The organism is Micromonospora sp. NPDC047521 (genome assembly GCF_055587305.1).
Genome location: NZ_JBVJGN010000030.1, coordinates 1 through 11,895 on the forward strand (window position 1 = coordinate 1; position 11,895 = coordinate 11,895).

The 11,895-nt window shown below is 69.7% G+C and carries 11 protein-coding genes and 1 pseudogene; 5 read left to right on the forward strand and 7 right to left on the reverse strand.

Features of this window, described 5'->3' with window-relative positions:
- Positions 1–575, reverse strand: a pseudogene (locus ACZ6N8_RS31055) (cellulose-binding domain-containing protein); the annotation flags it as partial.
- Positions 576–720: 145 nt separating this feature from the next.
- Complete coding sequence (locus tag ACZ6N8_RS31060) at positions 721–1,383, reverse strand: type 1 periplasmic-binding domain-containing protein (protein WP_466014609.1); 663 nt, start codon at positions 1,381–1,383, stop codon at positions 721–723.
- A gap of 21 nt (positions 1,384–1,404) precedes the next feature.
- Between ACZ6N8_RS31060 and ACZ6N8_RS31065 the strand changes: the two genes are divergently transcribed.
- From ACZ6N8_RS31065 to ACZ6N8_RS31080, 4 genes are all read left to right on the forward strand, one after another.
- Positions 1,405–2,784 carry a HupE/UreJ family protein gene (locus tag ACZ6N8_RS31065; protein ID WP_466014611.1) on the forward strand — a complete coding sequence of 460 codons (1,380 nt, stop codon included), beginning with the start codon at positions 1,405–1,407 and terminating at the stop codon, positions 2,782–2,784.
- A 143-nt stretch (positions 2,785–2,927) separates the two neighbouring features.
- Positions 2,928–4,907: a purple acid phosphatase family protein gene (locus tag ACZ6N8_RS31070; RefSeq protein ID WP_466014613.1), complete on the forward strand. Its 1,980-nt coding sequence runs from the start codon at positions 2,928–2,930 to the stop codon at positions 4,905–4,907.
- 90 nt (positions 4,908–4,997) lie between these two features.
- On the forward strand, positions 4,998–6,065 hold the full coding sequence (locus ACZ6N8_RS31075) for a WxL protein peptidoglycan domain-containing protein (RefSeq protein ID WP_466014615.1): 1,068 nt from the start codon (positions 4,998–5,000) through the stop codon (positions 6,063–6,065).
- 102 nt (positions 6,066–6,167) lie between these two features.
- A complete protein-coding gene (locus tag ACZ6N8_RS31080; protein WP_466014617.1) occupies positions 6,168–7,139 on the forward strand; it encodes a quinone oxidoreductase family protein in 972 nt (323 codons plus the stop codon).
- Positions 7,140–7,143: 4 nt separating this feature from the next.
- On the opposite strand, the gene ACZ6N8_RS31085 is transcribed toward ACZ6N8_RS31080, so the two are convergent.
- From ACZ6N8_RS31085 to ACZ6N8_RS31105, 5 genes are all read right to left on the reverse strand, one after another.
- Positions 7,144–7,734: an HAD family hydrolase gene (locus ACZ6N8_RS31085; protein WP_466014619.1), complete on the reverse strand. Its 591-nt coding sequence runs from the start codon at positions 7,732–7,734 to the stop codon at positions 7,144–7,146.
- A 175-nt stretch (positions 7,735–7,909) separates the two neighbouring features.
- Positions 7,910–9,121, reverse strand: coding sequence for a low temperature requirement protein A (locus ACZ6N8_RS31090; protein WP_466014621.1), 1,212 nt, complete (start codon positions 9,119–9,121; stop codon positions 7,910–7,912).
- A gap of 55 nt (positions 9,122–9,176) precedes the next feature.
- Positions 9,177–10,235, reverse strand: coding sequence for a tryptophan--tRNA ligase (trpS, locus tag ACZ6N8_RS31095; protein WP_466014623.1), 1,059 nt, complete (start codon positions 10,233–10,235; stop codon positions 9,177–9,179).
- A gap of 87 nt (positions 10,236–10,322) precedes the next feature.
- Positions 10,323–10,499 carry a hypothetical protein gene (locus ACZ6N8_RS31100; RefSeq protein ID WP_466014625.1) on the reverse strand — a complete coding sequence of 59 codons (177 nt, stop codon included), beginning with the start codon at positions 10,497–10,499 and terminating at the stop codon, positions 10,323–10,325.
- Positions 10,500–10,508: 9 nt separating this feature from the next.
- Positions 10,509–10,973, reverse strand: coding sequence for a PRC-barrel domain-containing protein (locus ACZ6N8_RS31105; protein ID WP_466014627.1), 465 nt, complete (start codon positions 10,971–10,973; stop codon positions 10,509–10,511).
- 119 nt (positions 10,974–11,092) lie between these two features.
- Here ACZ6N8_RS31105 and ACZ6N8_RS31110 point away from each other — a divergent pair, with 119 nt between their 5' ends.
- Positions 11,093–11,347 carry an SCO4848 family membrane protein gene (locus tag ACZ6N8_RS31110; protein ID WP_466014629.1) on the forward strand — a complete coding sequence of 85 codons (255 nt, stop codon included), beginning with the start codon at positions 11,093–11,095 and terminating at the stop codon, positions 11,345–11,347.
- Positions 11,348–11,895 lie beyond the last annotated feature (548 nt).

Genomic DNA, 11,895 nt, shown 5'->3' on the forward strand with positions numbered 1-11,895 from the left:
CCCACCCCGACTTCGGGTTCGCCAACACCCCCGACGACGACCACCGGTACGACGACGGCAGATTGCACGTACCCGTCGGCGGCGGCGTGGTCGGGGGCGGTGTCGTGGGGGGGCGGCGTCGTCGGTGGCGGCGTGGTGGGTGGTGGGGTCGGGGTCGTGTCACCGGTACACGTCACGCCGTTGAGGGCGAAACTGGTCGGCGCCGGGTTGCTGCCCGTCCACGATCCGTTGAACCCGAACGACACGGTGCCGTTGGTCGGGGCCGAACCGTTGTAGCTCACGTTCCTCGCGGTCACCGCGGAACCGCTCTGCGTCAGCGACGTGTTCCACGCCTGGGTCACCGTCTGCCCGGCGCCGTACGACCAGGTCAACGTCCAACTGCTCAACGGATCGCCCAGGTTCGTGATCGACACGTTGGCGCCGAACCCGCCCTGCCACTGCGACGACACGGCATAGTTCACCGAACAGCCCGCGGCGGCGGCACCGGCGGGCATGGCCACGGCGACGGTCGCCGACGCCAGCACCGCGACGCCGGCCGACACCAGGCCTACATTTCTCGCTCTGAATATGGTCATGAAGCACCCTCCTGACGGGACGGCGGCCCTCACATTCGTGGCGATTGTTGTTAGGTGAGCGTTAACAGCCGCGTCGCGCATGTTACGGGAGCGCTCCCACGCGTTCAAGTTTGTCTATGTATTCGCGCCCGCGCCGGGTCTCTCGTCAGAGCCAGACCACGATCCCGGTCAGGTCGTTGAGGACCGCCGCCACGCCCGCCCGGATGGCGGCCGCGCAGCGCTCGGCGGTGAAGGACGCCGCGTCGTACGTCGAGGACGCGCCGAGCCCTTCACCACGGAACGACGCCCCGTCCCAGTCGACAGCTGTGACGTTGTGCGTGGGCTCGGCCAACTCCGCGCCCACCACCAGGAACTTCTCGTCCAGGTGGCTCGCTGTGACAAGCGCGAGGGGGTCGATGAGGTCGTTGCCCGCGCTGACGATGAGGTCCGGGCCCATCTCCATGGCCCTGGCGATGCTGGAGATGGCGTCGTGCGTGTTGCCGACGACAATCGTCCTGAGGTCGACGTGTTCGTCGTCGGCCCACTCCTTCACGGCCGTCACGAGCGCCCGGGTCGGGTTGTCGTCGCCGGCCGTCAGCAACACCACCCGGTAGTCCCTCGGTGGGTGGACGCCGGCCCATGAGCCGGGCTGCGGCGTGATCGTCGCCTCTGGAGCGGGTGTGGTGGAGGGGGCGACGAATCCCGGGCCGAGAGTCCCGATGGCGGAGGGCTCGGGGTGCGGCTGGGACCAGTCGTCGCCGGAGTCGCAGCCGGCGATCAGCGCGGCGGTCGCGGCAAGTATGGCGACGGCCCGGAGCGGGGGGCGCAAGGCGGTCGTCCTTTCGAGTGGGTGCGGGAGGGTGCGCGTACTGCCTCGTATTCCTATCTCAGTTCCGGTCGCCACATATCTGTGGATGGCCGTTCGGGATCGTTGTTTTCCGGCGGTTCGTCGGTGTGCTGGCTGGTGTTCACCCACGCCGTGCAACGTGCACTGGCCAACCGAGGGAGTCGCATGTCAGGGCGCGTCCGCCGTTCCGTAATCGTCGCCGCTGTCGGGATTGCCGCAGCGGTTGTCCCATTTTTGGGCACCCAGGCGGCGTCCGCGCACGGCTTCTCGTCGACTGTGTACGCGAAAATATCGGCGGGAGACGAGGGTCACATCCGCACGGCGGTGGAACTCGAATACGACCTTCTCGTGGTGTCCGCCGCCGATTCCGGGGACGACGATCCGCTCTTCCGGACGGGAACTGCCGCGTTCGAGGCGGGCGACCCGACCGCCCGGGCAGCGGCCCTGAAGACTCACGCCCCGACCGTCCTGAAGTACGTCTCCGACCGCTTCTCGGTGACGTCGGAGGGCACTGCCTGCCGGCCGACCCAGGTGGGCGACACGACGATCGGCGAGCGCGAGGGCGTGCCGTACGCGAATCTGCTGCTGGACTGGGCCTGCGTCGGGCAGGCCGACGAGCACGAGGTACGCAGCGCTCTGTTCCCCGACGGGGAGGGCTACGTCAAGGGCACCAGGACGATCGCCACGTACGAGATCGACGGTCGTTCGGGCAGCGCGGCGCTCGACGCCGCCCACCCGTCCTTCTCGACCGCGCAGGCCTGGTACCAGCGTTTCGGGGAGTTCTTCCTGCTGGGTGCCGAGCATCTGCTGTCCGGAATCGACCACATCCTGTTCCTGCTGGCGCTCATCGCCGGGTCGCGGCGGCTGCGCGAGATCGTGCTCGCGGCCACCAGCTTCACGCTCGCGCACTCGGTGACGTTCATGCTCGCGGCTCTCGGGCTGGTCGAGGTGCCGGCGGCGGTCGTGGAGCCGGTCATCGCGTTGTCGATAGCCGTCGTCGCCGGTTGGCACCTGTGGGGGATCTGGCGGCGCGGTACGCACGCGGCCGACCTGGAGACGGCCGGCCACAGTCACGTCAGCCTGGACCGGGCCGGCTGGCTGCGCCTCGGTGTGGTGTTCTGCTTCGGCCTCGTGCACGGCCTGGGATTCGCCGGCGCGCTGGGCATCGACGAGGCGTGGTCGTGGACCCTGCTGTGGTCGCTGCTGGTGTTCAACGTCGGCATCGAGGTCGTCCAGTTGTCGATTATCGCCGTCGTCTTTCCGCTGCTGCTCGTGCTCCGCCGCCGTGCGCCGAAAGCCGGTCTCTGGGCGACCGGAGCTGTTTCGGCAGCGGTGTCCACTATGGGGATCATCTGGTTTGTGCAGCGCGTTTCCGGGTCCTGAGTAGGGCTAAGTAGTTCGTGAAGTGCAGTGTTTCGCAAGATCACGTTCATGACCGGTTCATCGGGCAGCGAAAGCGTGGATCTGCTTCCCCGGCGTCGGGCGAAGACACATCCATTTCTCTACTTGAAAAGGGAACAATGTCGATGACATTGAGCACCTCGACACGGGCCTCCGCGCTCGTGCGGCGGCGCCTGGTCGCCGGGGTCGCAGCCGGCCTCCTGGGAGTGGGCGCGGCCCTCGGTACCGGCCTGACGGCCACCGCGAGCGCGGCCGAGCCCACCACGATCAGCAGCGTGATCCTCGGCGTCGGCGCCAACGAGACCCAGCGCATCGTGACCTGGTACTCCTCCGCCGACACCGCGCAGAAGATCCAGCTCGCTCCTACCGCCGAGATCGTCAACGGCGAGTTCCCGGCCGGCGCGGTCAGCTTCGATGCCGTCGGCGCGGCGAACACCTCCACCACCGGGTTCAACCGGCACGCCACGATCAGCAACCTGCGGGAGAACACGGCGTACTCGTACCGGGTCGGCACCGAGGGCAGCTGGTCCCCGACGTACGCCTTCAAGACGCAGGACTTCGAGGGCGACTACGACTTCCTCTTCTTCGGTGACCCCCAGATCGGCTCCTCCGGCGACCGGCTGATGGACCAGGCCGGTTGGGAGGACACCCTGAAGGTGGCCACCGCGGCCAACCCGAACGCCGAGCTGCTGGTCTCCGGCGGCGACCACGTCGAGTCCGCGAACGACGAGGGCCAGTGGACCTCCTTCATGGCGCCCGACCAGCTGCGTCAGTACCCGGTCGTCGCCACCATCGGTAACCACGACGTCGGCGGCAAGTCCTACGAGCAGCACCACTTCACCCCGAACACCGACCGCACGGCCCCGTACTACGACAACGGGAACCCGGCGGGCACCAAGTCCGGCGGTGACTACTGGTTCGTCTACAAGGACGTGCTGTTCATCGACATCAACAGCAACAGCTACAAGCTGCCGACCGACGGCAGCAACGCCGGCGACGCCGCGCACGTCGCGTACATCACCGACGTGGTCAACAAGCACGGCTCCGAGGCCAAGTGGAAGGTGCTGGTCTACCACCACTCCATCTACTCGCCGGCCAGCCACGCGACAGACACGGACAACAAGCAGCGTCGGGAGGACTTCACCACCGCGTTCTCCAACCTCGGCATCGACATGGTGCTCCAGGGTCACGACCACAGCTACTCCCGTAGCTACTCGATCAAGAACGGCCAGAAGGAGAACCCGGCCGAGAAGCCGGGTGCCGCGGACGTGTTCCCCGGCCCGGGCGGCGTCATCTACGTGACGGCCAACTCGGCCTCCGGCTCGAAGTACTACGACATCAAGAAGCCGGACAGCACCGGAACGGGCATCCGCGGCAACGGTCCGGACCCGCTGGACCCGGACAAGTACTGGTACAACTCCGTGCAGAACCAGGAGCACGTCCGCAGCTACGTGAAGGTGCAGGTGCGCGGGGACAAGCTGGTCCTGGCGAACGTGCGCAGCGGCACCTGCGCGGCCCCGAACGCGGCGGTCGAGAAGGGCCTCTCCTGCGTCAACACCCCCGACGGGCAGCCGGTCGGCTCGATCGTCGACAACGTGACGGTGCACCCGTTCCACGGTGACGGCCAGTCCATCCAGGTCAACGTGCCGAACCCGGCTCCGGGCGAGTTCGGTTGGACGATCGACGGCTACAACGGCCTCGTCGACCTGGGTACCGCGCAGGAGCGTGACGGCGCCTACTTCGAGGCGACCGGCAAGATCAACCCGATCCTCGTGACGGACAGCCGCCGCTCGCTCGCCCCGTGGTCGATCTCGGCAAGCGTCGGCGACTTCCAGGACGCCGGGAAGACGTTCTCCGGCTCCTACCTGGGCTGGACCCCGTACGTGCTCGACGGCGGCGCGGGTGCCGAGGCCGGCGCCGCGGTCCTGTCGTCCTACGACGACCAGGGCAAGGGCCTCTCGGCCTCCAGCGGTCTCGGCGCGGCCGCGCAGGGTCACCCGCGTGGCGGCGCCAAGCTCGGTGCCGACCTGGATCTGAAGATCCCGGACAGCATCGCGAAGGGCAGCTACCGCACCACCCTCACGATCACTGCTCTGAGCAGCTGACCGAACCGTTCCATCCGGCGGGGTGGGCACCTTCGGGGGCCTGCCCCGCCACCCATGTGCGACCTCCCAAGATCACCTCAAGGAACCGACATGTATCCGTCCGTAACCCGCTGGAAGACACTCCTCCGTACCACCGCACTGTCAGTGCTCGCGGCCGTCGCTGTCGTCGGTGTCGGCGCCGGCCCCGCCTCGGCGGCGGACGGCAACGTCGCCTGGACGGTCCGGACGGCCTCCAACGGCTACGGCGAGGCCCGGTCCAGCTACAGCTACAACGTCAATCCCGGTGGCGCGGTCGAGGACGCCATGGTCGTGGCCAACCGCGGACCGGCGCCGCTGACCCTGGCCGTGTACGCCGCCGACGGTTTCACGACCGAGGCCGGCCAACTCGACCTGTTGACCAGGGACAGGAAGTCGGTAGCGATCGGCGCCTGGGTGAAGGCGAAAGCCGGGAGTGTGGTGGTCCAGCCCGGGAAGACCGCGCAGGTCCCGTTCACGATCAGCGTGCCGGACAACGCCACGCCCGGCGACTACGTCGGCGGCATCCTCACCACGCTGACGCAGGCCGACCAGGTCGAGGGCATCAACGTCGACAGGCGGCTCGGTATCCGGATCAAGCTGCGGGTCGGCGGCGAGCTGAAGCCGAACCTCGCCATCGAGGGCCTGCACGTGACGTACGACGGCACGTCCAACCCGTTCGGCAGGGGCGACGCCACCGTCACCTACACGATCCACAACGTCGGCAACGCCGCGCTGTCCGGGCAGCAGGCGGTCTCGGTCTCCGGTCCGTTCGGCGTGCTGCGGGTCCGGGCCGGTGACATCGCCGCCCCGCCGGAGCTGCTCCCAGGTGAGAGCTGGGACGTGACAGTGCCGGTACGCGACGTGGCTCCCGCCGTCCGGCTCGCGGCGACCGCCACCGTCACTCCCCTGCTCACCGACGCGTCGGGCTCCACCACCTCGCTCAAGCCGGTCCAGGTGACAGCGCACGGCTGGGCCCTGCCGTGGATGCTGCTCCTGGTGCTCGTCGTGCTGATCGCCGTGGTCGTCGGGGCGTACCTGTACCGCCGCCGCAGCAGGGCGCGGCGCACTGCACGCGAGGACGCCCGCGTCCGCGACGCCGTCGCGCAGGCCCTGGGCGGCCGGGAGCCGCAGACGTCCTGATCGTCGGTCGTCCTGATGGGTGAACGCCAGCCGGCACCCGGCCGGGCCGGGCCGCGAGCCGGCATGCTGCGACGGTGACGCCGGCCCGGAGAGGGAATCCACATGGTTGACGGGGACGTGCCCGAGCAGATGCAGGCTGCCGCCTTCGACGCGTTCGGCGGGCCGGAGGTGATCACCCTACGGAAGTTGCCGGTGCCGGACATCGCCGACGACGAGGTGCTGATCAAGGTCCTGAGTGCCGGCGTCGGGGTGTGGGACGTGTACGAGCGGCAGGGCATCCTGGTGCCTGAGGGCTCCGACCTCCCGATCGTGCCCGGCTCCGACGGCGCCGGGACGGTAGTCGCTGCGGGCGGTCGGGTCACCAACGTCGGGGTGGGCGACCTGGTCTACGTCTCCGCCACCGCCCGGCCCAAGGGCGGCTTCTACGCCGAGTACGCGGCGGTGCAGGCGCAGTACGCCGCGAAGGTGCCCGACGGTGTGCCGGCCGAACACGCCGGTGCCATGTCGACCGACGCGTTGACCGCGCTCGCCGGGCTCGACGCGCTCAGCCTGTCGCCCGGCGCCTGGCTGCTGATCTTCGGCGCGAGCGGCGGTCAGGGCCACCTCGCCGTGCAGCTGGCCAAGCGGCAGGGGCTCAACGTGATCGCCGTGGCCTCCGGCGCGGACGGCGTCGCACTGGTGACCCGCCTCGGCGCCGACGTGTCCCTCGACGGACACGGCGACATGACCGACGTGCTCGCCCGGATCCGCGACGCGGCACCGGCCGGGGTGGACGCCATCCTCGCGATGGCCGCCGGTGAGACGCTGGACCGGCTCACCGAGGCACTCGTCGACGGCGGGGTGGTCGCGTACGCCCACGGGGTGCGGCCGGAACCGCAGGAGCGACCCGGTGTCGTCGTCCGGGCCTACGACGGCGAGTCGAGCCCCCGACAGTTGCAGCGCCTCAACGAACTCATCGAGGCGGGACCGTTCGTCGTGCACGTGGCGGAGACGTTCCCGCTCGGCAAGGTGCGGGAGGCGCACCAGCGCCTGGAGACCTCGTACCTGGGCAAGCTCCTGCTCACGGTGGCCTGAACGCTCAGCGGGTGCGCTGCTGCGGCACGCGTACCGAAGCCATGCCGGCCGCCGTCGCGGCCTGGATGCCCAGGTCGGTGTCCTCGAAGACCAGGCAGGACGTCGGCGGTACGCCGAGGTGCTCGGCCGCGAGCAGGAACGCCTCCGGGTCGGGCTTGGCACGCGTGTAGTCCTCCGCGCAGACCAGCACGTCGAATCGGTCCAGCAGACCGAGCGCGTCGAGGGAGGCGGTGACCGATGCCCGGGAGCTGCCGGAGACGACCGCGAACGGCACCCGCCGGTGCGCGTCGTGGATGTGCTCCACCACCTCGGGCACCGCGGCGAGCTGCGGCAGCAACTCCTGGTAGATGCGCTCGCGGCTCTCCACCACTGTCGCCACCGGCATGGCCAGGCCGTGCCGGTCGTTCAGCTCGACGATGATGTCGGCTGTCGGACGGCCGCCCCAGGCGTAGAAGAGGTCCTCCGGGAACTCGCAGCCCCACTCCTCGAGTGCCCGCTGCCAGGCCAGGTAGTGCAGCGGCATCGAGTCGACGATCGTGCCGTCGCAGTCGAACAGGTACGCCGCGAACTCGCCTGGTGGCAGGGGAAGACTCATCGGCGAAGGGTACAGCGGCGGGTCCGGTCAGTCGCCGGTGACGGATGCCAGCCGGCGCAGCAGGTGCGCCCGCGGCATGTACTTCACGTCTCGGCTCCTCTCGGCGCGGCGGCGGTCCGCCGTACAGCATGACGACGAACGGCTACCGGGGATATCGACACGGCCTCCGGAACTTTCACTGCCGTGCCGGCCGCGCCGATTCGACATGTGGGTCGCGCCTGTCGACGCGCCGCTCGTACCAGGTCACAGCGATCAGGAGCAGGGTGAGCAGGGCCAGTTCGGCAAGTGCGTCCAGGGACCGCGCGACAGGTAGCAGGGCGAGCGGCAGGACGGCGACCACCACCTGCCCCCGACGCACGGTACGCAGGGTCAGCCGGCGGAAGAGCAGCCGGGCGAGCAGGTAGAGGGCGGCCCCACCGTAGAGGGCGGTGGCGGCGGCCCAGCTCAACCGGGTGGGATGCGACGGCTCGTCGGCGAGGGTGCCGAGCACCTGCTCGATGCCGAGCGCCACGTAGATGGCGCCGATGATCAGAGGGGCGTGCGCGAGACCGTACGCGTCGCCGGCCACGTCGGAACGCCGTTCGTCAGGCACCAGCAGTACCGAATTCCGCGCGGCGGGCGCCAGCCGGTCGAAGTACAACCACCACAGGCAGACGGTGATGACCAGGCCGAGCAGGGCTGCGACCAGGGCGGTTCCGGCCGGTGCCATCGACCTCGTCGTGGTGCCGGCGGCGATCAGCGCCTCGCCGAGCGCGATGATGAGCACCAGCCCGAACCGCTCGGTGAAGTGGTCCAGGCTCCGCAGTGGCCAGGGGCGGTAGGCGGAGGCGACGCGGGCTCCCCCGATGTCCATCAGGAGCGCCACCGTCCACAGGACGGTCTGGGCGACGCCGCCGAGCAGCGCGCCGCCGACGAGCGGGAGCCAGGCCGCCGTGACCGGCACGGCGAAGAACCGCAGGGTCGAGCGCAGCGGCGGGTCGGTGACGCTCGCCCAGAACAGCACCACGAGCTGCACCGCCCTGGCGGCCAGGTAGGCCAGGGCGAGCACGAGGGGCGCGTCGAGGAGTTCCGGACCCTGCCGCCAGGCCTCCGGCAACACGAGCGCCGCCACGAAGATCGCGGCCATCGCCAGCAGGGTGGCCGCGCGGGCGGGCCCGACGTCCGCGCGGACCAGGTTCCCCAACCAGAGGTACGGGCCCCAGGAGTAGATCAACAACAACAGGAGGAGCAGCCCCTGGGCGAGGGTGAGCGCCGTCGGCGGCTGTGCCATGAACGTGATGACCCGGGTGAGCGCGAACACGAATACCAGGTCGAAGAAGATCTCGAACATCGTCGTCCGGTGCCGGTCCCCGGTCGGCACCGGACGAACGTCGAAGATCCCCCTCATCTCCGCATTCTGCGCCAGCTTCGGCGCTCGTCGACGGGGATCACCTGCGGCCCGCTCAGGCCGACGCCTCCGTCCGGCGCCGGCTGCGCTCGGCTCGCCGCCGCACCTGCTGGTACGCGCCGGTCAACCCCATCGCCCGTCGTACCTCGACCAGGGTCCGGCGGACCTCCAGCCGGGTCCGTTCGGTGCCCTCGACGATCAACCGGTCGACCAGCCCCCGGTCAGCCTCGATCTCCGCCCGACGTTGCCGGATCGGCGCCAGGAACGACTCCAACGCGACGACCAGCCGCTCCTTGACCTCCACGTCGCCGACCCGCCCTTCCCGGTAGCGGCGGGCCAGGTCCGCCACCTCGTCCCGGTCCGCGTTGAACACCTCGTGGTACGCGAAGACCGGGTTGCCCTCCACGGTTCCCGGCACGTCCGCCCGCACCCGGTTCGGGTCGGTGTACATGCCGAGCACCTTCCGACGCACCGTCGCCGGATCGTCGGAGAGGGCGATCGCGTTGCCCCGGCTCTTGCTCATCTTGGCCGCCCCGTCGGTGCCCACCAGGCTGGGTGTCTCCGCCGGGATCAGCTCGGGCACCGGGAAGACCGGACCGTAGAGGTGGTTGAACCGGCGCGCGATCTCGCGGGTCACCTCGACGTGCGCGGCGTTGTCCCGACCGACCGGGACCACCTCACCCTTGACGCAGAGGATGTCCGCGGCCTGGAGCACCGGGTAACCCAACAAGCCGTACGGCATCTCCTCCTTGCCGGCGTCGCGGGCCATGTCCTTGAGCGACGGCACCCGTTCCAGCCGGGGCACCGTCACCAGGTTCTGCAGCAGGGTGTTGAGGTCGCCCACCTCCGGGATGGCCGACTGGAGGTAGAACGTGGCCCGCGCCGGGTCGACGCCGGCGGCGAGGATGTCGGTCACCATCTCCCGGGCGTTCGCGGAGACCTGGTCGATGTCCTCGCGGCGGTTCCGGGTGGTCAACATGTGCAGGTCGGCGATGATGAAGAAGCTCTCGTACCGGTGGTGCAGGCGCACCCGGTTGGCGATGCTGCCGACGTAGTGGCCAAGGTGCAGGCGACCGGTGGGCCGGTCGCCGGTGAGCATGCGTGCGACGGACATGGTGGTGTGCCTCTCGTGCGGAAGGTGGGTCACGCGTGGGCGCGCGCCGAGCGGGGCGGGTTGGCCCCGTCGGTCAGCGGGATCGACTCAGCTGGTCGCCCGCCATCGCGCGCCGGCGCGGAACCGCAGACCACCGGCACGGAGGACATCGAGGAGTTGCTCACGGCCATCACCGGAGCTGGACGCGAACCGGGGCGCCACACCGAGCGGGAGGCCGTCGACCAGATCGACCGCCTCCGGCTCGCAGTTGCTCACCCGGACCACTACCTCACATTACCCGCGGTGCCTCTCCTGGCGGGGCAGGTAGTGGTCCGTGTAGTACCTGCCGACGCGGTCCCGGTACTCCGGGTCGGCCGACTCCGGGTCGAACGGCGGCGCGTCCTTGATCTCCTGCCGGGTCAGGTCGACGTGTACGGCGCGGTCACGGTGGTCCACCCGGACCACCGTGCCCGCCGGCAGCAGCACCTTGCGACCGAGGATCCACGGCCCGGTGTCCACCACCAGGTAGCCGGCATCCACCTCGTCGCTCGCCTCGTCGACGGCGCCGATCCGCCCGTCGCTCGCCTGGACCTGGTAGCCGACCAGGTCGACGGGCGTACCCGGGCCGGGTGCGTCCGGGCCCTCACGCCCATCGCCCGGGTCGTCCGGCGGGCTGGTCGAGGGAGTGGTCTGCGTGTACCCACCGGCCAGAGCGGACGGGTCGCGCCAGGCCCAGGGATTGAAGATCGAGGGTTGCACGGGGGCACCTCCAGGACGGCTTTCACTGTCCCGCTACTCAGTGCCCAGCCTGGCGGCGCCGAAACGAGCCGGGTCGCCGTCCGGCCCGGTGACCAGCCCCGCTGGCATACTCGGCTGCCATGGTGCTGTCGCGCGGGTGGTCTGTCTTCCTGGTCGGGGTCGGGATCTGGACCTGGGTGATCTGGCCGAGGTTCGCGGTGGCCATCTGGCAGGACCCACGGGCCTGGTCGGCCGGCACGGTCGGAGACGGCACGCCCACCAGCTTCCTCTGGGTGCACGCGCTGTTGATCGCTGCTTCGCTGGCCATCGGTACGACGGTCGGCGTGCTCGGCATCCGCTCATGGCTGGCCGTCCGCCGCAACGCCGCATCCTGAGCTGCGAAAACGTCGTTACAGCAGGAGTGTGACGCGGGACGCTACCCGTCGATTTGACGATCAAACCCGTGGACGCGTAACTTTCTCTCTGCCAGCGCGGAACGGGGCAAACGGGACGAAGATCCTGGAGCACCGGAACGGACTGGCAGCCGGGTCAGGCAGGGGTTCGCTCCTGCGGGACACGGTCCGGGCGGGGCTCGCCTGATCTGCCGCGAGGCGGATTTGGTGCAGCGGAACCGACCGGGTAAGGTTCACGACCGGCAGGGCACCGGGCGAGCCTGCGGGAAACCGCAAGCGGCCGGCCTGCCAAATCCGATGACCTGACGCAGCAGTTCGCTGCTGCGTGAGTGCGCCGGCGCCAACCCGTACGAAGCATGACAGACCGGGACACACGGTTTGACACGGCGAAGACGGTGAGGTAACGTAGTAAAAGTGCCCGGCGCGAGAGCGGCGGGGACGCAGAGCGGAAAAGCCCCGAAACGGGTGCCACTGAGTGTGGTGTTTGGTTCGGTGTGTGGTTGTTCTTTGAGAACTCAACAGGGTGCTTG